Origin of the sequence: Anaeromassilibacillus sp. An172, from assembly GCF_002160515.1 — a bacterium.
GTDB lineage: Bacteria > Bacillota > Clostridia > Oscillospirales > Acutalibacteraceae > Limousia > Limousia pullorum.
The window spans coordinates 1-22,311 of sequence record NZ_NFKS01000021.1 but is presented as its reverse complement, the minus strand read 5'-3'; the positions used below and the strand labels follow the sequence as shown (position 1 = coordinate 22,311).

General features: G+C 41.7%; 16 protein-coding genes and 1 tRNA gene. 2 read left to right on the top strand and 15 right to left on the bottom strand.

The features are described from left to right. Window positions 1–610: 610 nt before the first annotated feature. The 14 genes from ftsZ to B5F08_RS09620 all read right to left on the bottom strand — a co-directional run bounded on the left by ftsZ (window position 611) and on the right by B5F08_RS09620 (window position 20,156). A complete protein-coding gene (gene ftsZ, locus B5F08_RS09685) occupies window positions 611–1,723 on the bottom strand; it encodes a cell division protein FtsZ (RefSeq protein WP_087378729.1) in 1,113 nt (370 codons plus the stop codon). Window positions 1,724–2,014: 291 nt separating this feature from the next. Beyond that, window positions 2,015–3,454 (bottom strand): cell division protein FtsQ/DivIB, encoded by a 1,440-nt coding sequence (locus tag B5F08_RS09680; protein ID WP_087378727.1) that lies wholly within the window; start codon window positions 3,452–3,454, stop codon window positions 2,015–2,017. A 37-nt stretch (window positions 3,455–3,491) separates the two neighbouring features. Then, window positions 3,492–4,754 (bottom strand): UDP-N-acetylglucosamine 1-carboxyvinyltransferase, encoded by a 1,263-nt coding sequence (murA, locus tag B5F08_RS09675; RefSeq protein ID WP_087378725.1) that lies wholly within the window; start codon window positions 4,752–4,754, stop codon window positions 3,492–3,494. 76 nt (window positions 4,755–4,830) lie between these two features. After that, the gene (murG, locus tag B5F08_RS09670) at window positions 4,831–5,952 is read right to left on the bottom strand and encodes an undecaprenyldiphospho-muramoylpentapeptide beta-N-acetylglucosaminyltransferase (RefSeq protein ID WP_087378723.1); all 1,122 of its coding nucleotides are present in this window, start codon (window positions 5,950–5,952) and stop codon (window positions 4,831–4,833) included. Window positions 5,953–5,962: 10 nt separating this feature from the next. Next, a complete protein-coding gene (locus B5F08_RS09665) occupies window positions 5,963–7,312 on the bottom strand; it encodes an FtsW/RodA/SpoVE family cell cycle protein (RefSeq protein ID WP_087378721.1) in 1,350 nt (449 codons plus the stop codon). Window positions 7,313–7,348: 36 nt separating this feature from the next. Beyond that, a complete protein-coding gene (mraY, locus tag B5F08_RS09660) occupies window positions 7,349–8,374 on the bottom strand; it encodes a phospho-N-acetylmuramoyl-pentapeptide-transferase (protein ID WP_087378719.1) in 1,026 nt (341 codons plus the stop codon). A 172-nt stretch (window positions 8,375–8,546) separates the two neighbouring features. Beyond that, complete coding sequence (locus tag B5F08_RS09655) at window positions 8,547–8,984, bottom strand: hypothetical protein (RefSeq protein WP_087378717.1); 438 nt, start codon at window positions 8,982–8,984, stop codon at window positions 8,547–8,549. A 58-nt stretch (window positions 8,985–9,042) separates the two neighbouring features. Continuing rightward, a complete protein-coding gene (locus tag B5F08_RS09650; RefSeq protein ID WP_242968412.1) occupies window positions 9,043–11,361 on the bottom strand; it encodes a penicillin-binding transpeptidase domain-containing protein in 2,319 nt (772 codons plus the stop codon). Window positions 11,362–11,453: 92 nt separating this feature from the next. Next, window positions 11,454–11,996 (bottom strand): septum formation initiator family protein, encoded by a 543-nt coding sequence (locus B5F08_RS09645; RefSeq protein ID WP_087378713.1) that lies wholly within the window; start codon window positions 11,994–11,996, stop codon window positions 11,454–11,456. Window positions 11,997–12,229: 233 nt separating this feature from the next. After that, on the bottom strand, window positions 12,230–13,156 hold the full coding sequence (gene rsmH / locus B5F08_RS09640) for a 16S rRNA (cytosine(1402)-N(4))-methyltransferase RsmH (protein ID WP_087378711.1): 927 nt from the start codon (window positions 13,154–13,156) through the stop codon (window positions 12,230–12,232). A 14-nt stretch (window positions 13,157–13,170) separates the two neighbouring features. Next, window positions 13,171–13,590: a division/cell wall cluster transcriptional repressor MraZ gene (gene mraZ, locus B5F08_RS09635; RefSeq protein ID WP_158096276.1), complete on the bottom strand. Its 420-nt coding sequence runs from the start codon at window positions 13,588–13,590 to the stop codon at window positions 13,171–13,173. 317 nt (window positions 13,591–13,907) lie between these two features. Beyond that, window positions 13,908–15,056 carry a beta-N-acetylglucosaminidase domain-containing protein gene (locus tag B5F08_RS09630; protein ID WP_087378708.1) on the bottom strand — a complete coding sequence of 383 codons (1,149 nt, stop codon included), beginning with the start codon at window positions 15,054–15,056 and terminating at the stop codon, window positions 13,908–13,910. Window positions 15,057–15,146: 90 nt separating this feature from the next. Beyond that, entirely contained in the window at window positions 15,147–19,475 is a 4,329-nt protein-coding gene (locus B5F08_RS09625; RefSeq protein WP_087378706.1) for an alpha-N-acetylglucosaminidase TIM-barrel domain-containing protein, read from the bottom strand. A 324-nt stretch (window positions 19,476–19,799) separates the two neighbouring features. Further along, window positions 19,800–20,156: a winged helix-turn-helix transcriptional regulator gene (locus B5F08_RS09620; RefSeq protein ID WP_242968407.1), complete on the bottom strand. Its 357-nt coding sequence runs from the start codon at window positions 20,154–20,156 to the stop codon at window positions 19,800–19,802. A 146-nt stretch (window positions 20,157–20,302) separates the two neighbouring features. Between B5F08_RS09620 and B5F08_RS09615 the strand changes: the two genes are divergently transcribed. Then, complete coding sequence (locus B5F08_RS09615; RefSeq protein ID WP_087378702.1) at window positions 20,303–20,806, top strand: flavin reductase family protein; 504 nt, start codon at window positions 20,303–20,305, stop codon at window positions 20,804–20,806. Between the two features lie 63 nt (window positions 20,807–20,869). After that, entirely contained in the window at window positions 20,870–21,796 is a 927-nt protein-coding gene (locus tag B5F08_RS09610) for a radical SAM mobile pair protein B (RefSeq protein ID WP_087378700.1), read from the top strand. Window positions 21,797–22,216: 420 nt separating this feature from the next. Here the strand turns inward: B5F08_RS09610 and B5F08_RS09605 are convergent. Beyond that, window positions 22,217–22,292 (bottom strand) — tRNA-Asn (locus B5F08_RS09605). Window positions 22,293–22,311 lie beyond the last annotated feature (19 nt).

The window sequence follows — 22,311 nt, the reverse complement described above, 5'->3', positions numbered from 1 at the left end:
ACGGAATGTTTACATCTTTTTAAGCATATTTACGAACAACTTTTTACGTAAATAAACACACCCCGTCAATTTCAAATGATACCATATAACCATACATTCTGTCAAGTATTTTTTTATTTTACATGACAAGATAAGCCCATTATTTTATTAAAAATTGTTATTTAAAATACAGCCTTTTAGATGTAACAAATCACTATTTCAAAAAGCTATCTCTTAGGGTAAAACTAAATATTTACCCAGCAACACAACGGTAAATTTTAAATATGGAATGGGTTCATCAAACAGTAAATTTCATTGGATTAAACCGCCTTATTTTTATCATAGAGCTTACTTTAACCGATAGAATGTTAATCCGCCCCTACGAGATAAAATACAAAACGATAAAAAACAAACCGTGGCTCAAAATTCAAGGAACCACGGTAATTGTTACATATTTTAAAATAAACCTCTATGTGAGCAGCCTCCCAAAGATTAAAAGGAAGGTCTCGCCCGGCCTGTGCAGATGTCAGATACATTATCTAACCTTTGCAGGTCGGAAACAAAAGTCTCGCCCGCCGTGTGCTGTCGTTAACATCCAGCGTAAACCTTGGCACGGCGGAAATAAAAGAAATTATTTGTTGAAGATGGACATGATGTTGTAGAAGTCGTCGTCTTCGTCGATAACTCTTGAAGTTCTCTCAGCCTTCTTCTCCGGCTTTTTCTCTTCAGCAGTAGCAGCCTGTGTTTCCGGCTCCTCAGTCTTTGCAGACTGTGCGCCGAGGTTGTTGCTGTCGAAGCCTGTAGCGATAACTGTTACGCTGATTTCATCGTCCATGTTGTCGTTGATAACAGCACCCCAAATGATGCTTGCATCCTCGTTAGCCTTTTCTGTGATGCTCTGTGAAGCCTCATAGATTTCGTCGAGAGTTGCTGTAGGTCCTGCTGTGATGTTAACAAGAAGACCTGAAGCGCCGTCGATTGTGCTTTCAAGCAATGGGCTGGAAACAGCCATTTCTGCTGCAACCTTTGCCTTGTCCTTGCCTGTAGCTCTGCCGATACCCATGTGAGCCTTGCCTGCGTCCTTCATGATTGAAGTAACGTCTGCAAAGTCAAGGTTAACAAGACCAGGAATAAGGATAAGGTCAGAGATACTCTGAACACCCTGTCTGAGAACATCGTCAGCGATAGAGAAAGCATTCTGGAGAGTGATGCTCTGGTCAGAAACCAGTCTGAGTCTGTCGTTAGGAACGATGATGAGTGAGTCAACAGCAGCTGCAAGCTCTGCAATACCCTGCTCAGCCTGAGCCATACGCTTTTTACCCTCGAAGCCGAAAGGCTTTGTAACAACTGCAACTGTAAGGATGCCCATATCCTTAGCAATCTGAGCGATTACAGGAGCAGCGCCTGTACCTGTACCGCCGCCCATACCGGCAGTAACAAATACCATATCTGTATCTTTCAGAAGAGCTGCAATATCTTCTCTGCTCTCTTCTGCTGCTTTTTTACCAATTTCAGGCTTAGAGCCTGCACCCTTACCTCTGGTGAGCTTCTCACCAATCTGGATTTTCTGGTTGGCTTTGGAAAAACGAAGAACATGCTCGTCTGTATTTATTGCAATAAACTCAACATTCTGAACTTCCATCTTTACCATGCGGTTGATAGCGTTACCGCCGCCGCCGCCAACGCCTATAACTTTAATTACAGGCAAATACTCCATCATTTCTTGTTCAACTGCGAAAGCCATTTTAAAGTCCTCCTTGTTTACACTTACCTTTTTTCATAAAGCGATATGTAAATGACATATTTATCCAAATAATAATGACACAATCCATACATAATAAATTAACATATATCGCTCTAAATTTCAACGCTTTTTTAAATTTTTTTTTAAATATTCTTCAAAACCATAGTTTCCAACAAAAACAGACATTTCTCTTTAAGTTATCTATAGAATATGTTGCTGTTTGTGAAAATTATCGTATTTTTATAAAATTTAACCTTAATAAATTTCATAAAACACAGATTTATTGTTCCCTTATGCGGCATCTGCTGCGCTTTCTGTGGTTTCTTCGGAAGTCTCCTCAGCCGCTTCTGTAGCTTCCTGCGTTTCCTCCGCTGTGGTTTCCTCTGTCGGAGTGGTTGTCGCCTGCTGTGTCTGAGGCGGCACATATACTTCGTTTTCATTGAAGTAAGACTTACTGGTTTCTTTGCACATGGAAACATCAAGGGTTCCCTTTATAAGACCAGTATTGTTTGGGTCAAGCTTTTCATTTATGATTGTCTGTGCGGTTTTCACCTTGTAGGAAATATCCTCAGGATATCCTATTATCACAGTAATTCTGTTATCGTATACAAACTTAATATTGGCTGTGTCTGAAATATCAATTACAGTAACCTTATCAAACTCGTAAGCCTCCAGAACATTTACAAGCCGGTTTAGAATATTTGTGATATCCTCGTCTGTAAAGTCCGCATACTCGCCTATGACATTTGTGGTCATTTCTGTTCCATGAACTACCGGCAAATTATAGTAATTATCTGCTGTTTTTTCCAGTATTCTGCCATTTTCGCCAAGGATGTAATAACCGTCCGAATATCCTATTACATAGGAGGGGACTTCCTCTACTATCTCGATTGTTATGGCGTTTGGAATTACAAATCCCACGTTGGCCTGAGCTACAAATGGCAGAGCGTCAACAATTTTCTTTGAAGCCGCCGCCTTGTCACACAGAAAAATATTTTCTCCTGTTTCAATTCCGCTGAGCTCTACTATTTCATCCTGGGCGTATCTTGTTTCACCGGTTACAATTATTCTTTCTGTCTTAAAGAACACCGTAAGGGAAAGCATTACGCTTATAACCGCAATAACGAAGAAGATAGAAAAAGCGGTTAAAAATCTCTTGATTTTTCTCTTTCTCGGCGTCATGGTTTTCGGAGCTCGTCCGGCGTGGCGTTTTATCTTTCTGCGCCTTGCTCTTTCGTTCATTATTTCCTTGGAACGCTTTTGATTTCTGTTTCTTTCCTCAGGTTTTGTTTCTCTGCTGACAGTTTTTTTCTTTGCCGAAGAAGATGACTTTTTCGCCTGAGACGGTGCCGATTTTTGAACACTCTTTTCACCTGTTGGTTTGTTTCTTCCCTGCTGTGGTTTGTTTTTCACCGTTCCTCCTGTCCGGCGGTGCTGGTGGACTTTGTATTCCCTCTCATCTCCGCCAAAAAACTCTCTGTTTCTCACAAAATCATCGTAACTCATCTGTCCTCTTCCCGCATAGGACATCGACGGATTATAATCACCTGCAGGCTCTCTGTATGGGCTTCTTTCTGCGGGGTAACGGGAGCGGGGATAATCCCTTCCCGTACCCTGCGGTCTTTTTTTCTTTGGACTTCCCGACACTTGAGAACCGCTTTTAACAGGCGCTTTTTTCCTTTTAGGCTGTTGTTTAGATACGGTTTTATTTACTTTTCTTTTTTCAGCCATATTCTGCACCTGCCTTTCTTTTCACTTCCTCTGATATTTATATTTTCTTTATCTCTGCCCCCAAACCGCTCAATACGGTTTCCAAGCTTTCGTAACCTCTTTCAAGGAAATTTACGCCGCTCATCTGGGTTGTTCCCTGGGCACAAAGTCCCGCCGTAACAAGTGAAGCCGCTCCCCTTAAATCAGGAGCCACAACCGTTGTTCCGAAAAGCTGTGAAACACCTTCAACAACAGCGACCTTTCCTTCTACCTTTATGTTAGCGCCCATTCGCTCAAGCTCTCCCACGTGACGGAATCTGTTTTCAAAAATATTTTCCACAATAACGGAAGTTCCTTTTGAAACTGCGGTCATCGCCATAATCGGCGCCTGACAGTCGGTGGGAAAACCGGGATAGGGCATGGTTCTTATATGTTTAACTGAATTTAAAACTTTCGGAGCGGTTATTCTCATATCGCCTTGTGAGAAAGTCACTTTGCATCCCGCCTCTTCAAAAACCGGTATAACCGCTCCCAAGTGACTCTGCATAACCCCGTGAAGCAAAACATCTCCCGAGGTAACTGCCGCTGCGCTCATAAGTGTCGCCGCCACTATTCTGTCAGGTATGACAGTGTGACAGCATCCTGTAAGGGATTTAACGCCGTCTATCACTATTGTACCTTCACCGGCGCCGTATATCCTTGCGCCGCAGCGGTTAAGGTATTCCGCCAGGTCACAGATTTCCGGTTCTCTTGCGGCGTTGGTGATAGTGGTTGTTCCCTTTGCCAAAACTGCCGCTATCATTATGTTTTCGGTGGCTCCCACACTGGGGAAAGAAAGAGCTATTCTTCCGCCCTTTATGCCGTTTTCACAGCTGCATTCCAAAACGCCGTATTTTTCCTCTATGGAAACTCCCATTTGGCGCAGCGCCTTTAAATGCAAATCTATAGGGCGTGGTCCCAGCTCACAGCCTCCAGGAAAGGAAAGCCTTGCTTTTCCTCCGTGGGAAATTATAGCTCCCAAAAACACAATGGAGCTTCTCATTTCCCTCATAAGCTCGTTAGGGATATCGTATCTGTTTACGCCGTCGGCGTTGACGCAGATTGTGTCGCCCTTATGGGACACCTTACATCCAAGATAGCGAAGAATTTTTGTGGACGCCTCCACATCGGAAAGATGAGGACATCCTAAAAACACGCTTTCTCCTTTAGCTAAAATCGAGGCGGCAAGCAGCGGCAAAACGCTGTTTTTTGCCCCCTGAACCTCAGTTTCTCCCGAAAGCCTTCGTTTTCCTCTGATAAGCAGCTTTGACAAAGCAAACACCCTCTCCGATTTATAATATATGACTACCTGATATATTATGATTTCAAAGCGGCGTTTGTGCCTTGTATATTAAAACTTAATGTTCTTTTACTATATTTTTTATTACGGCGTAAATTCTGCTGTTTGCGTCGGTTATCGCCATGCTTTTGGCGTTATCGCCGTACTTTTTCAAAATATCCTTATCTGCAAGCATACGCTTTGCAATTTTTTCTATTACTGTGTCGTCCAAGTCCTTTTCCTCTACCATTTCCGCCGCTCCTGCGTTTACAAGGGCTAAAGCGTTGTAGTACTGGTGGTTCTCAGCAACATTGGGAGAAGGGATAAGGATTGCCGGCTTGCCCATAGCCTGAATTTCGCTGAGGGTTATAGCACCGGCTCTGCAAATTACCAAGTCACAGGCGGCAAGACAGTCTGGCATATTGTCGATGTACTCCCTTATATCAAGGTTTGAGCAGTTGTCAGGCTCTATGCCCTTTTCACGGAGAAGGTCAGGAAACCATTTTCCGTATTTGCCGTAGGCGTGAATATGCTGGTATTCGCCGGTTTTTCCGCTTTGGGCAATAAGGGACGCAACGCCCTCGTTGATTTTTCTTGCGCCAAGGCTTCCGCCGAAGCTGAGTATTACCGGGCGCAAATCAAGGTGAAGCTTCTTTCTTGAGGTTTCCTTATCAGCTGTAAGGATTTCCTCTCTTATAGGATTTCCCGTAACCACTGTTTTACACTGGGGGTCAAGGTGCTTTTTTGCGTCCTCTATCGCCAGCATAACCTTTTTAGCGTGCTTTGACAGCATCTTTGTGGTCATTCCCGGGAAAGCGTTCTGCTCGTGAATAACTATTGGTATTCCCATTTTTGCGGCTGTTCTAAGAACCGGGCCGCTTACATATCCGCCGGTTCCCATGCAGATATCCGGCTTGAATTTTTTTATAATCTTTTTTGACTCTGAAGAAGCAGTCACCGCACGAACGGCGGTTTTAACATTTGCCGCAATAGCAGAAGGTGAAAAGCTTCTCTTAAAACCGCTTATATGGATTGTTTCCATATCAAATCCGGCTTTTGGAACGAGGGTTTCCTCCATTCCTCCTTTGTTTCCCACAAAGAGGATTTCAGTTTCCGGATCTCTGTTTCTGATGTAAGAAGCCACAGCAAGAGCCGGATTTATATGTCCGGCAGTTCCGCCTCCGGCGAAAAGTATTTTCATATCATGTCACCTAACTTTTTTCAAGATTTGACGTTCGTGAAATAGAAAGAACCAAGCCCATCTGTACAAGCATCATAATAAGGGAGCTTCCTCCTGAGCTGAAGAAAGGCAGGCTGATACCTGTATTTGGAAGCCAGTCTGTAATAACAAATATATTCAAAACAACCTGTAAACCAACCTGAGCAGAAATACCCATGCCCAGAAGCTTTGCAAAAACTCCCGGTGCGCTCATGGAAATTTTAATTCCTCTCCAAACCAGCAGTGCAAACACTGCAAGGATTATAACTGCGCCGATAAATCCCAGCTCCTCGCAGACAATAGCAAACACAAAGTCGTTCTGAGGTTCCGGCAAATAAAGATATTTTTGTCTTGACTGTGTAAGTCCCAGACCGCCGAAACCGCCTGAGCCTATTGCATAAAGGGAATTTCTTGTCTGCCAAACGTCCCACAAAAGGTCGCCGCTTACATTAGGGTCAAGGGCTTTACCCCATCCGTGAAGTCTGTCCATAGCATATGACAGATTTCCTGTAACAAGCAATCCTGCAACAACCGCAACTACTGCGCCTCCGGAAATTGCAAACCACTTTATATTGAGTCCGCCTAAGAAAAGCATAACAGCAACCAGCAGAACAGTGATAACGATACCTGAATAGTGAGGCTCTTTGTACAGCAGAAAACAGGTGCTTCCCAAAATTATTACTGTTGGGAGTATTCCTTTTTTCAGAGAGTTTATATCATCGCCCAGCTTTGTACAAAAATAGGCAAAGAAGAAAATCATAACAAGCTTTGTTATTTCCGAAGCCTGAATGGTAAAGCTTCCGATGGATATCCATCTGTGAACTCCTGTTTGAGAGGGCATAAACAAAACCACCGTCAAGCCCACATAAGAAGCAGCCAGCAATATAAAAGCTATTGGCTTTTTATTAAAAAAGTTTACGTTTAAATAGGAAACCGCAAACATTGCCACAAGTCCGATAGCCGCAAACGCAACCTGTTTTTTCAGATAATAGTAGCTGTCGCCCTCTTCGTAAAAACCAACGGGATAGCTGGCGGAAAACATCATTACTATTCCCACCGTCAGCAAAATCAAAACTATTATCAGGAAAGGAATATCAATTCCCTTTCCCTTGGCAAAAGGTTTATGCTTAACCTTAGGCTGGCTGAGCCTTGTTCCTTTTGGTTTTGTTTTTGACACATTGGTCTTTCTGCGTTTTACAGTACCGCCGGAAACATTGCCGGAATTTGTTCTGCTTCTTCCGGATGACGGTGTTCCCCTGTAACTGGTACTCATCACGCTGTCAAAGTCGTACAGGTTTCGGGTGTTTCTTCCCCCGCTTACCCCTGACTTATTATTTTCCATATATTTCCTCCAAATAACTCTAAACCAAATTACGCCTTATGCTGCGCCGAAAATAACGCAGAGAAAAGCGATAATACCGAAAATCACAGTCACTGCGCTGAACACAATTACAATCTTTGTTTCACTCCAGCCGCACATTTCAAAGTGGTGATGAATAGGACTCATTTTGAAAAGTCTCTTTCCGTGAGTAAGCTTGAAGTATGTAACCTGAAGCATAACGGAGAACATCTCCACAAGGTACATAATTCCCACAGGAATTAAAAGTATCGGCATCTTCAAGGAGAATGCCAAAGCGCAAACCATTCCTCCCAGGAACAATGAGCCTGTGTCGCCCATAAATACCTTTGCAGGATGGAAGTTCCAAACAAGGAATCCAAGGCATCCGCCTGCCAAAGCCGCTGACTCTATGGAAACTCCGCCCAGTCCCATATAACCTGAAATCATCATAAAGAACAGAGCTGCAAAGAATGTTATTGAACCGTCAAGTCCGTCTATACCGTCTGTGAGATTTACCGCATTTACAATTCCCACAATAACGATTGCAGCTATTATGTAGTAGAAAAATCCAATATCAATCATACCAACAAAAGGTATATAGGTTTCTGTGCCGTATCCGCAAAGGGTAAGTGTTGCAAGATAAGCTATAGCAACGGCAAACTGCAAAACCAGCTTCTGCTTTGCGGTAAGTCCCAGATTTCTCTTTTTAACAACCTTTATATAGTCGTCGATAAATCCTATAAGTCCGTAAAGTATTGCCATTACAAGACCAACAGGTACGAACACTTTCATGGCGTTGATATTATCGGTTGAAAAATTTCCGCCTCCCACAAATCGGTACATAAGTACAACCGGGGCTGTAGAAAAAACGGTTGACACAATAAACATTATACCGCCCATTGTTGGCGTACCCTGTTTATTTTTGTGCCATTTCGGGCCTATATCAAGTATTGTCTGACCATACTTCAGCTTGTGAAGAAATGGTATGAGTTTTCTTCCCATAAGAGAAGATATCAAAAAAGACAGTACAACGGCGGCAAACGCCCACACAGTAGTATTCTCCATAATTACACCTCATTTGTTTTTATCCGTATTTTAACCGTTCCCGGTTGTAAACCTTATAATATGAAGTTTCTCAACATTGATATAAGTATATTTTAAAGATACTTATATTTATTTAACTTTTCAAATAATCACCAAATTGCGGCAAGCCAATTTGACATTGCCGCAACCTGATTTAATTTTTTAAAATAGAATTGATAGCAGAAATAACATTCTTAAGAGGAACTCCGGCAGCATACATAACAGCCGCCGCCATAAGCACGGAATCCACCTCTATATGCTTTGAATCATCTATAAAGACTCTTCCCATATGCTCTGCGGACATAAGCTCAAAGCTTATGTAGCCTGTATGCTTCTGGACATTTATAGCCACTATATCGGCGCTGTTATCCTTTGCCGAATATGTCACGCAGCCGGCAGGAGTACCCGAAAGTTTAAGTCCTACGGGACACACCACCATATGTCCTGTCACCTCTTTATTGTTTTCCGAGGCATCAAAGATTTCACAGGCAGCATTCTCCGGCTGAAGCTTTTTTAGACAAAGCCCCAGCAGCTTTTCGGCTTCTTCTCTGTTAACATCTTCACCATGAAAAACCATAATTTCGGCAGTCATAATTCCCTCCGCCTCTTTTCTCTATTATTTCTCAGCCTATAAACAGTTTATGTGAAAATCAATCTCCTATTCCCGCACCCACAAAGGTAAGCGTTACAACCGTTCCCGGTGAAACTTCTTTTCCTGAGTCAATGCTCTGGGTTTGAACCACACTGTTGTAAACATTTGTGGCTCCGGTAATACTGATATTCAAATTATATTCGGCAGCCTTCCGGCTTGCTTCCGTAACCGTAAGTCCAGAGAAATCCGGAACGGTTACCGTTTCTTCCTTGCTGGCGTCGTCGGTGTACAGAACAACCTTTCCGCTGTTAGGTATCTTTGTGCCGGACTCAGGGACCTGAGCGATAACGGTGCTTCCGCTTCCCTTTACCACAGCTTCAAATCCGTCCTCCTCTACCTTGGAGGTTGCTTCATCAATTGAAAGTCCTATATATGTATTAGCTGTTGTATCAATGTTTTCCAGCTCTTCCTCTGTGTAATGTCTTTCAACCTCAAGATACGGAAGAACCTCTTCCATGATACTTGCAAACACAGGAGCCGCAACTGTACTACCGTGGTAAAGAACTCCTCTAGGTGAGTCAAAATACAGGAGCATTACAATCTGCGGGTCATCATAAGGCGCATAGCCGCAGAAGGAAGCTATATGGTCTTTATTATCATTAAGCTTTTCAGAAGTACCTGTCTTACCGGCAACTTCATATCCTGCAACATATCCGTTGGTCGCACCACCCTCGTTTACGTTTCCGTAGAGGATTTCGTTGAGCTGTTCGCTGACTTCCTTTGAAATAACCTGACGTTTAACCGTCGGTGTTGTTGTTTCTACAATATTTCCGTCGCTGTCAACAATTTCCTTTACAATATAAGGCTGCATAAGATATCCGCCGTTAGCAATAGCAGAAATCGCTGTTATCATCTGCATAGGAGTTACGGCAAAGCCCTGACCAAAAGAGGAAACCGCAAGGTCAAGTTCTGTCATTTCATGGTCAAAGAAAATATCTTCGCTTTCGCCCGGCAGGTCTACTCCTGTCTTTTCGCTGAAGCCGAACGCCTGATAATATTCCCAGAACGTGTCAACTCCCGCAATCTGACCCATCTGAACAAGAGCCGGGTTACATGAATTCCAAAGAGCCTGAACAATATTCTGCTCGCCGTGCTGATTGCCTGAACCAGGCCAATAAATATGACAATGAATATCTATACCGCTTACTGTAATTGTGGCGTTGTCACAATAAAATTTTGTGTTTTCATCAACCAATCCCTCTTCCAAAACCATGGAAGCCACGATTGGCTTAAATACGGAACCTGGATAGTAAACATCACTTACGGCTTTATTTCTCCATTGCTGCTGCAATGCGTCGCTGTATGCCTGATCCTGTTCTTCCTCCGGCAAAGCTTCAATTTCCGCAGCAGTTTCCTCGTTTGCTATGGTGTAAGGGTCGTTAAGGTCATATCCTCCCTCAACTGCTATAGCGTAAATCTCACCGGTTGACGGGTTCATGGCTATTGCCGCCGCTCTGTTTGCAACCTGGTAGGTTTCAATCGCTTCTTTAAGATATTTTTCGCAGATAGACTGTATTGTTTCGTCTATTGTTGTAACAATACTGTATCCGTCCTCAGGCTCAACATTCTGTTCATACTGGAAAGGCATGTTGATACCTATTGCATTGATTGCGGAAACCGTTCTTCCCGGCTTGCCTCTTAATTCCTCATCGTACTGAATTTCAAGACCGCTCAAGCCCTGGTCATCGCTTCCGGTAAATCCTATAACTGCGGAAGCCAAATCACCGTAAGGGTAATATCTCTTATAGTCGTCCTGAAGATACAGAACATTTGAATTTAATTTTTCATCGTTGTATTTTTGTGTTTCACCGTCGTAAACCTTAAAGGTTTTTTCTTCCATTTCATCAAGGAAAGTAAGAATTTCTTCCCTGACGTCCGATTCTATTTTTGATTCAATGGTTACATAATATGTATCCCTGTCAGTTTTTTCAAAGAGGTCGTTTTTCTCTTCCTCATCATATCCGAATATTTCGGCCAATCCGTTTGTGACATACTGTCTTTGCTCGTCAGTTTTAATATAGATAGGCGCCATTATAAGTTTCCAAACCGAGGCGCTCTGTGCCAAAACCTTACCGTTTCTGTCGTAAATATCGCCTCTTTTGGCGCTTACGGTTATATCTCCCAGCTGCTGGTCAACTGCCTTTTGCCGCAGTTCGTCACCCATTATAATCTGGAGATAACCGAGTCTGAGCACAGCTGTTCCAAATCCCAAAACGAGAAATATCATCAACATTATAAAAGCTCTTTTATTAAGTTTTTGTTTGTTGAATTTTCCCAAAACTCTGCTGCTCCTTTCATCATTTCCAATATCGGACAAATTATGTACGTCCGTCATAGCGAAATAAGAGTTAAGATATCAATCTCAACTCTTATTTTTGTCATTACATACTTATTAAGACACAAGCACTGTTATGACCAAATACCTGTAACAGCGTCAACAATAGTGCTGAAAATATTCTGACTTTCTTCTGTCAGAACCTCTGCCTTGTCGCCATCGGAAAGGTTTACAAACTCCTTTTGATAGTTTGTAGCCTTGCTCATTCCCAGCTCATCCTTGGCGTATTCTTCCACAATAGCAGTTGAGTATCTTGAACGTACATTCATATCCAATTGTGTGTACTGACTTTGTTTCTGCTTTAGTTCCTCCGTTTTTTTCTCAATAGATCTGTTCAGCTCCGTGAGCTGTGCCTGCCCCATAATAATAGTCGCTAAAGCGCCGACTACAAATAATCCCGCAATCACCGAGCTTAAAACCTTTAAAGGACTGTATTTTTTTCTCTGTCCTTTCTCTGCATTTTTGTCTTCAGCTGTCTCAGCAGAGGGCTTTTTCTTAGCTGCATTTGCACCGGATTTTGTTTTTTCCCTTGTGCTTTGGGGCACTGTAGTATACTGTTTGTCGTCGTCCTCAAACAAAGACAAGTCGTATGCTAAATTTCTTTCTTCAAATGCCATTTTATATGCACCTTCAACCTTCTTGTTTTATCGGAAAAAATTCTCACATCGCTTACAAAACCGATTTTCAATCGCCATATACCATCCCGCATAAATATGCAAAATATCAACCAATACAAACCGCTTTTGTTAACCTTTTGTAACAATTTTAACTACAAGTACCTTATTGATTACAATTCTGTTACTATCTTACTACATACACCGCTATTTGTCCAGCAAATATCGAGATTTTCCTAAATTTTTTCGCATATTCTGAGTTTTGCGCTTCTGCTTCTCTGATTAACTGCAAGCTCCTCCTGTGATGCCTCTATGGGCTTTCTGTTCACAATTTTTACCTTAGGCTTGTTGTGGCAAACGCAAACAGGAAAATCCTTTGGACAGGTGCATCCCTGCGCCCAGCCCGCAAAGGTCTGTTTAACAATTCTGTCCTCCAGGGAATGAAATGTTATAACGGCAAGTCTGCCGCCGCTTTTAAGCATGTTAAAAGCTCCTTCAAGCCCCTGCTCAAGCCTTATAAGCTCGCCGTTTACGGCAATTCGCAAAGCCTGAAAACTTTTTCTCGCCGGATGACCCTCTCTTCTAACCTTTTGAGGAACGGAATTTTTTATAATCTCCGCCAGCTGAAGAGTGGTTTCAATTGGGCTTATGTTCCTTGCTTTTTCGATGCCTTTTGCAATGCTCATGGCGTACTTTTCTTCGCCGTAGCGTGAAAGTATTTTCGCTATTTCATTGACCGGTAAATTATTTACCAAATCAGCAGCCGTTGCGCCCTGCATACTCATTCTCATATCCAAAGGTGCATCTTCATGAAAGGAAAAACCTCTTTCGGGAGTATCCAGCTGATGTGACGACACTCCGATATCAAGCAGAATTCCGTCTACACCTTCCACGTCTCTCTCTTTTAAAAGCATCTCCATGTCACCGAAATTGCCTTGAATTATGGTGACGTTTTTGTTGTTTTCAAATTTTTTTGTAACAGTTGCAATTGCGCTGGGATCTTGGTCGATACAGTAAATCTTCCCGCTTTCGGAAATCCTTTGGAGTATTCCGGAGGAATGTCCGCCGCCGCCTGCCGTGCCGTCTACATAAATGCCGCCGGGCTTTATGTTAAGTCCTTCCATTGTCTCGTCAAACAACACAGGTATATGAGAAAACTCCAAATCATTTCACCGCCTTACAGTTTCAAAAGTTCCAACGCCTCTTTTATAGACTGCTCCTTTTGCTTTTTGATAAAAGCGTCAAGCTTTACGGTGTCCCAAATTTCGATACGGCTGTCCATACCTACTACAGTTACATCCTTTTCAAGTCCCGCCTTTTCTCTAAGGCTTTGGGGTATCTGTATTCTACCCTGGGAATTAGGTGAAACCTCCACCGCCGGAGCAATCAAAATGTACTGCAAAGCCAAAGCTTTATCACCGGGAAGCTGAGCAATCTGTTCTCTGAGCTTGTGGAAATGCTCTGTAGACATTATCTGAAGACAATCCTCAAAACCGCAGGTGAGAAAAAACTTTTCTCCCAGCTGTTCTCTGAAATTCAAAGGCAAAATAATTCTTCCTTTGGCGTCCAGTGAATGATTAGTCATTCCAGAAAACAAATTGTTCACCTCCTGCCACTTTGATAAAAGTTCTTTGCAGATTAAGCAGCCTGTGTCACCTGATGACACAATACGCCACTTAGTAGATTTATTATAAACCATGTAATCTCAAATTGCAAGTTAATTACCGTGGTTTTTTTATTTCTGAAAATATTTTCATTCTTTAAACACATAAGATATCGATAAAGGAATATTGCTGAAAAAAACGGCAAAAAATCAGGGCCGGCAGAAATCTGCCGACCCTTGTCATATAAAGAAATTATTTGTCAAACTATGTCGAAATTCAACTTTTCTTTATAAGTTTATTTTTTTTGCAATCAATAGAACATCTCGTGGATGAAGAACTCTTCTCCTGCATCCCAGGAAATTCTTACAACCTGTGTCTGTGGATCAAGAGTGAAGTCGCAGATTGACTTATCCAAAGTTCCAAGCTCTACATACTCGTCAGTTCCGTAAACCTTAACCTCAACCTTTGCATTTGAGATTGTCTCGGAGTTCTGAATTACTGTAAATGTAAACGGATTAAGTCCAACTTCCTTATTGATTGTGTATTCGATGTAGCCGCCCTCTGTGCCGGAAGCAAAATATGTGTCCAGCTTGCCGTCTACCATATTGTAAGCTTCATAGCCTTCCTTCTGAACAGCGTCTGTCTTGATTGTTCTTTCGTTTACTGTTGAGAAGCTCATTCCGCCGTTGATAACAATGCTTGTACCGTCTCTGAACTGGTTGAAATAGCTCTGGCTTGGATAGCCTGAGTAAGCCTGCGGACAGAATACCAACGGATATGTGCCTTCCTTAGTATCAAGCCAATCCTGCAAAGCATTTACTGTCATAACCTGGAGAGGAGTTTCTGACCAAGCGTCGTCTGCAAGCAATGCAAACTGTCTTACGCCCATGTCATAGAAAATTTCAAACTTATCTATGATGTACTGAATTTCCTCTTCAAAATTATTCTTGTTAATACCGTTGTTCATAAACGGATGGATAGCGTAAACAAAGCCAACCTTTGTTTCAACGCCCTTTTCGATAACCTCTTTAAGTCCGTCCAAGGTTTCCTGCGGATAAGGCTCTCTCCACTTTGAGTTGTGGTATGGGTCATCCTTTGGAGCATAGATAAATGTGTTCATCTTGAAGTCTGAACCGAACTCCATAAGGGACATGATGTCCTCGTTGGAATATGGAATTCCGTAGTAACCCTCGATTATACCTCTCCATTTTGCAGTTGCATAATCGTTGATTCTCATTGTTTCAACTTCGCCTGCTTTTACCTGATCGAGAATTCTCTCAAGGGTTGTGATACCGTAGTAAACAGCGTCTGTATCCTTACCGAGAATTGTGATTTTGTTAGCCTCAATCTTGAGGATATAAGCGTCGTAATTGTTGAAGAAATCTTCACTTGTAAGTGTGATTCCTGAATTGTCGTTCTCTGGGTCATAAACAGATGCAACTACTAAATATTTGAGCAATTATAACATAATAAAATAGATTGCGTTTAAAATTATATCTACTATTATTCTAACATTGAATTACACAAAAGTAAATAGGTCAACAATTTCTTATAGCAATAAAATTTGAATTAAAGTTACATCATATACAGTTACCTTGCCGTCACCATTCATATCAGCCATTGTTTTTGATTCCTCATCAAGTTCCTTGATATGGCTCAAATACTGCTGAACTAAGGTTGCGTCATCAACAGTAACTCTTCCGTCGTTATTGACGTCGCCCTTTGTTCTTCCGCCAAGCTTAGAATCGGTAAAGTGAAGCTCTGCAACTGATGCAAAAATTGTAGGTTCGCTGTCGCTCAATGCGTCCTTAACAACAAACTTCATCTTAACAGCATTCATTCTCTCAAAGCTGAATACCTGCCAATCTCTGTTTGAAGAATCCAATTCTCCGGAGCTTACCAGAACATACTCGTCGCTTCCCTCTGCCATTGCGTAAAGCTCATAGGAGGTTGCAACACCGTTGATGCCTGAGGCTCTCGGCAGATAACGGAAACCGTCAACCTCAACAGCTTCATCGAAAGTAAATTCAAGGTAGTGTTCCTCTCTCGGAGAACCTGCCCACAATGTATGCCATATTGTTGAAGCGCTGTAGTCAAGTACGTTTTCAGGCTTATCGCTTGTCTGGAAGTTACCCGCTGTCACTGTAATATTTACATTAGGGTCGATATCCTTTGACTTGTCAGCATTTGGATCTGCTGCGGAATAATTTGCAAGGATTTCTTCTCCCAATACCTTCAGATTTTCATCTGTAGGAACATCGCTGTATTCTGTGTTATCTCTTGCCCACTCCCAGCCGTAATTGAACCAGTAGTTATTGTTGAACTGAGAAACGTTAGCTTCTTCACCGTGAAGCTTCTTGCTGTACTCGTTTATCCAAAGCTCCCAGCGTCCCTTGTAGTAGTCGCCGATAAGTCCGTTCCACTGACGGTTGGAATAATCGCTCAAACCGCCTGTAACGCTCTGATTATAAGAACCCCAAGTTGTGATAAGGGCTTTAGCGTTAAACTCGTAAAGATCCTTTGTAAAGTCGTCGGCATTTTCTGCAAGCTTCTTAGCCGGATTTACCCAGTTACCAAGCATAAAGTATTTGCTTGTGCCGGTAACTCTGTCCATAAGGTCGATTATCTCAAGGAACTTAGCTGATATCTCGTCGAACTTCTCAGCGTCTCCTGCGTTGATAGCTGATGTCATCTTCTTCTGATATTCCTGAGCTGTATTTGAAAGTACCTGCTGCAAGATGTTTGCAAGATCATATCTGTAGCCAACACTTGAGTTCAGTGTGTCGTAATCCTCCAAAAGGAGAGCTGCTGCTTTTTCAAGCTCAACCTTGTCATAGTCAACAATAGCATTGCCCCAAGTTGAAGCTGCGCCGATATTCAAAGCCGGTTTTGCGTTTACAACGGACTCCGGTGCGCCCTGTCCCTTCATATTCAAAGAGGACTTATAAACTGTTTCTGTAAGAATTTCAAGAGCCTGTAATGCGCTTTCGCTTTCAGCTCCGTATCTTCTCTCTGCATAATCTTTGAGCCATGCGTCAATATCCACAACCTCCATATCCTGGGTTGCGTCGTCCTGCCAAATGCACTCAAACAGGAAGTCGTAAAGAAGCGGATTGTTTACGCTTGCCTCAGGTGTAATTCCTATACCTGCAATATAATCAGCGGTGTTAAATGCTTCCGGAATATTGTTTACAAGATTATCAAGATGTCCGTGAAGTCCCAGACGTCCGCCGAAGTTGTTGAGCATACAGAATACCCAAGGAGTTGAGTCAAACTCTGGGGCATAGCCGTAGCTTCCTGCACCCTCGTGTCCCTCGTTCCAGTGAGGGGTTTTCTCTGCATAAAGGTCAAGTATCAAAGCGTGGTCTTTTCTGTCGCCAAGGCCTCTCAAAAGCTCACTTGTCGGGTTGCCCTGCCATGACTGTATAATCCAAACAGCCTCGGAGTCACTTGCAAGCATTGAATTGAGAACCTCTTCTGAAATTTCAGCAGGCTGCAAGCCTGTTGTTATACCGCCCTCGTGGAATGGGTCTGTAGCATAGTAATGAGCTCTGTCGCCCAAAACATTTTTCTGACACTGATAGAAAAGCTCTGCATACTTGTCAAAAGCTTCTGATGTGGTTTTGAGCATTGTAGGTCTTGTGAATGAGCACCATGAGCCCTGTGCGATAACGTCGCTGTCTGTAAGTGCATATTCGCCTGCGGCCTTTGAAACTATGTCTGTAGGAACCATGCCGCTGTAGCCCTGCAATGCAGGCTGCATACCCAGCTTAGCCATTGAAAGCTGGTTCTTTCTTGCAAGCTCTGTTCTCTCTTCAAACCATGTATCGTGAACAGGGCCGCCAAATCCGGAAAGGTTAGCCATATATGCCCATGCATAGTAGGCAGGACCTGCGATATAATCCTTAGCCTCCTGCTCTGTGTAGCCAAGTGTCATAAGGAACTGACGCCATACTTCTTCCTGAGCTGTTGCGTCAAGCACAACATTTACTCCGTTTAAAGCCAGCCAGTCAAGCTCGTTTCGCCACTCTTCCTCACCCCAGAATGCCATTGAGTAGGAAAGTGTGCAGTAGTTGTAGGAATATCTTACTTCCGCCTTTGTTTCCTTGAAAACTGTTTCGCCCAGCGGAACTATAGCCTCAGGCATATCCGCCTGATCGCCAACCTGAGAAATATTTACCTTGCAGTAATATTTTAAATAATGGTTAAGACCTGTTGCAAGGGAAACACCGTCGTTGCCCTTGATATGAATTTTTCCGTCCAAATCTGAAAGCTCAAAATAGTCGTAGCTGTGACCCTTTGGATTTTCAGAAAGCTCAAGGGTAAACCAGTCAACATACTCTTCGCCGAGTCTTCTTGTAATAATTCCCTGAACCTCTTCGTATGTATCCTGTTCGGTTATCTCTACGTTGTAAACGCTTTCATCGTAATCAACAACATTGATTTCCGGTTTCTCCTGTAAAGGAGTTCCGCTTTCACGTCCGGTTGCTCTTACTTCGTTTACAATAGACTGTGTGGAAGCTGAGTTGTATTCAAAATAAATTCTTATATACCTTGCCTCAACATTCTGGTCGGTAACATTGAAAATATTTCCCTCTTCCGGGCAAGGCTCTGTATCCTGTTTTTCTGCAAGCTTTGAGAAATCTCTTCCGTCAAGGCTTGTGTATATTGTGTACTGACTGTATCCGTTTGAAGGTGTGAAAACCTCAACCGTATCAAGATAGTAATTTTTCTCCAAATCTATATCCACATATCCCGGATAGTAGCTGCCTGTCCAGCGTGTGTTTTTGCTTCCGTCGTTGATGTTCTGTGCGCTGTTTCCAAAGTTGGAATGTACAGGCTTTTTCCATGCTATACTCTCGCTGTCGTCGATTACAACTTCGCTGCCGTAAATCTTAAAGTCAGCAACAGCCGGCCAACCCTTTCCTGCTGTGGATGTGCAGTCCTCCATAAGTATTCTGATTACAGAGTACTGAGCCTCGTCAATTTTATAGCTCTGATAATAATTGTCAAGTCTGTCTGCCTTTGCGCTCTGTACCAGAGTTACAAACTCATCACTTCCTGCTTTCTTACCCAAAATGCTGTAGGTAAAGTGATAGTCGTACTGATCTGTTTCAGTTGTCAAATGCTCAAAAGCTATTTCAAAAGCGTCAATGCTTCTTTCGTCCTCAAATGTCAAATCAATATATCTCTGATCATAAAGCTGAGCATTGTGGAATTTGTAAAGTGTGGAATAATCTCCGTCAACCAAAGTTGAAGGTGATGTTGCCGGATTTGCACCGTTTGTTGTGATATCCGCCTGAGGTGCAATATCGTTGTAGTTAGAAAGCTTTACATCCTGCATTTCGTAGGTTTCAAGCTCTGCTATGTTAGGCCAAAATGTGATATTTTCTGTTGAACCATTTTGTGTTGGGTTAGAAAGTTCAACGAAAACATGTGATGCCTGTATAGGTTCTGAAACTTCAAATACAACCTCAGAACCCAACGGTTGATTTGTTTTTGTTTCACCGAAAGGCACAAGCTCAGTGGTGATTCCATTTTTAGCCACCTTAACGGTTACATCAACAGTTGAAGGGTCTTGTGCTTTTGCAAGCTTTACAACTACCTTCTGAATGTTCTTACTGCCTTCGTATTCAAGCCATGCTCTTGCCGGAAACTTTACTTCAGGATACGCCCACATGGTTGAATCATCGCCGTCGTTCATATTTATCTTAAGTCCGCCGTAAGTAGTGTCCTCTCCGTCCGCATTTGCAGTAGCCTCAAGAGCAACATTGACAAGCTGTTCCTTTGCCGAAAACTCCGCCGTCTGAGCAATAAAAAGTGATGTAATCATTGAAATTGCCAAAATCAACGATAGTACTTTATTATGAATGTTCATCTTATTCTCCTTTTTGCTTCTCGTAATAAAATTTGTTTTTTAATCCTTTAAAAGTTAATATTTTTATTATCTTCTCCTCTCTTTTAAGCAATTTTTTTAAATTATTCTCTCACGCCCCTTTATTGCTGTATTTTTTCTCATAAATCCTTTTCAACAAAATTATACATCCATAAAAAAGTAAAAACAATAAATTTTATTAACATTTTGTTTACTTTATTGTTAACAAAAAACAAAACATCAGATACATAAAAAATGCATCTGATGTTTATTCAGATTATATTTTAAAGCAATGTTTGCGTCATAAATATTTTTCAATGTACTGTTTTACGGAATATACTTGAGTCCCCACTGGGAAATGGCGTAAAAAACAGGGAGAAGCTCCTTTCCTTTCTCAGTAAGGGAATATTCCACACGCAGCGGCATTTCATTAAATTGTGTGCGCAGTACCAACTCATCTTTCTCCAATTCCTTAAGAGCATTTGTAAGCGCAGCATTAGTAATTGGATTAAGGATTTTTCTCAGTTCACCAAATCTCATAGGCGACTTAATACACAACTCATAAAGAATCTGGAGCTTCCACTTTCCCTGCAGCATCTTAATAACCGGCATAACCGGGCAGTTCCCCTCTTTTGTTAAAATTACACTGCCGACTTTTTCTTTGAACTCTTCATATGACATCATAGGATATTTCCTCATTTCTAAGTATTATTTTTTATACCTTGTATAAATTATTTGCGTACTTGAACTAATATTTCTATCAGGTATAATAAATATATCACTAATAACCCGGGTCAACAAGTGAAAAATATTAGAAAGGTCTGAATTTTATGAAAGAACTCAACATCATGGAAGCAACAGTCTATACATCTCCAAATCCACTTACTTTGATTTGCTCTCAAAATAAAGACGGTACAACCAATCTGGCACCTATATGTTTCTTTTCGTACTTGTCTTTCAATCCTCCCATGGTGGGATTTGCAGCCGGAAAACAATCCCATACAGGAAAAAGAGTTCGTGAAACCGGAAAAGTTATAATAACGGTTCCCGGAGAAAGCATGGCTGATGCTGTTATGGCATGCGGAAGCTCAACCGGAGCATCTAAAAATAAAGTCTCTGAAAATAACATTGAAATGATATCAATTGATGGCAGGGATATTCAAATACCGGCAGATACTCGTCTTGCCATGATAGCCACATTACAGCAAGCAACAGAGGTTGGTGACCATATTCTGCATGTTTGTCAGGTAGAAAAATTTCTGGGCAACGAAAACACAAAAGGTTTATACGCTTGGAAAGGATTCGGCAAAGCTGCACCTGCTGAAGAAGGATAAAATACATCTTTCTAACTACAGGTATTTACAATTATTATATCAGGTATCGGAGGCATAAAAAATATGGCAGAAACCAGCAAAGACAACATCCTGATTCGTGATATTCACACTAAAAATATTATGACAAAATCAACCTTGCCTGTAGGAGGTTATTCAGTCAACCCTTATGTAGGATGTACACATGGATGTAAATACTGCTATGCATCATTTATGAAGCGATTTACAGGTCACAAAGAACCCTGGGGCACCTTTTTGGATGTAAAGCATTGGCAGGAAATAAAAAACCCACAAAAATATAGAGGACAACGAGTAGTCATAGGATCAGTCACTGACGGTTACATACCTCAGGAAGAGCAGTTTCAAAATACACGCAGAATATTAAAACAGCTAAAAAACAGCGGTGCAGAACTGCTTATATGCACCAAATCCGACCTGGTAATCAGAGATATTGAACTGCTAAAAGAATTTGAAAAAGTAACAGTATCCTGGTCTGTAAACACCTTAAATGAAGACTTTCGCTCTGATATGGACAATGCTGTAAGTATTGAACGCAGACTTTCAGCTATGAAAAAAATTTATGATTCAGGAATACGCACAGTTTGCTTTATTTCACCAATATTCCCCGGAATTACAGATTTTAATGAAATTTTTCAGCGTGTAAAAAAACAATGTGATTTAGTATGGCTGGAAAATCTTAATCTGCGTGGCAGCTTTAAACAGGAAATTATGACCTATATAAAAGAAAAATATCCTCATTTGACCGACTTGTATAATTCTATCTATAATAAAGGAGATCGCAGCTACTTTAAATCCCTGGAAATGCAGGCTGAACAATTGGCAAAAGATAATAACTGTCCTTATACAGATAATGAGCTGCCCTACGGCAGAGCAAAGCCTGGCCATCCGATAATTGTAAACTATTTTTATCACGAAGAAGTAAGAGGCTCTGAAAATACAGGAAAGCGAAATCATAAAATAAATTTCCCTTAATAAGAGAGTATATCACCTATTTCAATTATGTAAAAACCCCCTGAATTTCCAAAGAAACTCAGGGGGTTAAAGTTTGTATAAAGCTTTCCATAACAAAAACGACCTATCTTATAAAAAATAATTTCTAATCAAAATTTTTTAAGACATAAAATCGACTGTAAGCAATCATTCCTAAAACTAAACAAAATGTCTCGCCCGTCCTGTGCTGACGTGTATTTCATAAAATAGCCTACCTTAAAAGAACCTTTATTTCTCAGCTAAACCTTTTTAAGATATAAAAATAAAGCAAAGCCTATCGTGAGCAAGCCATTCTAAAGACTAAACAGAAGGTTTCGCCCGCCTTGAAACGACGTTGATTTCTCAGTCAAACCTTTGCAAGGCGGAAATAAAAAAAGCAGTCTCTTTCGAAACTGCTTCTTTTGGCTCCCCCTGTCGGGCTCGAACCAACGACCCTGCGGTTAACAGCCGCATGCTCTACCGACTGAGCTAAGGAGGAATATATAAATTACACCCGA

Coding starts and splice junctions, on each gene's coding strand:
- ftsZ (WP_087378729.1), bottom strand. CDS start 1,723: ATGGCTTTCGCAGTTGAACAAGAAATGATGGAGTATTTGCCTGTAATT.
- B5F08_RS09680 (WP_087378727.1), bottom strand. CDS start 3,454: ATGGCTGAAAAAAGAAAAGTAAATAAAACCGTATCTAAACAACAGCCT.
- murG (WP_087378723.1), bottom strand. CDS start 5,952: ATGAAAATACTTTTCGCCGGAGGCGGAACTGCCGGACATATAAATCCG.
- B5F08_RS09665 (WP_087378721.1), bottom strand. CDS start 7,312: ATGGAAAATAATAAGTCAGGGGTAAGCGGGGGAAGAAACACCCGAAAC.
- mraY (WP_087378719.1), bottom strand. CDS start 8,374: ATGGAGAATACTACTGTGTGGGCGTTTGCCGCCGTTGTACTGTCTTTT.
- B5F08_RS09655 (WP_087378717.1), bottom strand. CDS start 8,984: ATGACTGCCGAAATTATGGTTTTTCATGGTGAAGATGTTAACAGAGAA.
- B5F08_RS09645 (WP_087378713.1), bottom strand. CDS start 11,996: ATGGCATTTGAAGAAAGAAATTTAGCATACGACTTGTCTTTGTTTGAG.
- B5F08_RS09625 (WP_087378706.1), bottom strand. CDS start 19,475: ATGAACATTCATAATAAAGTACTATCGTTGATTTTGGCAATTTCAATG.
- B5F08_RS09620 (WP_242968407.1), bottom strand. CDS start 20,156: ATGATGTCATATGAAGAGTTCAAAGAAAAAGTCGGCAGTGTAATTTTA.
- B5F08_RS09615 (WP_087378702.1), top strand. CDS start 20,303: ATGAAAGAACTCAACATCATGGAAGCAACAGTCTATACATCTCCAAAT.
- B5F08_RS09610 (WP_087378700.1), top strand. CDS start 20,870: ATGGCAGAAACCAGCAAAGACAACATCCTGATTCGTGATATTCACACT.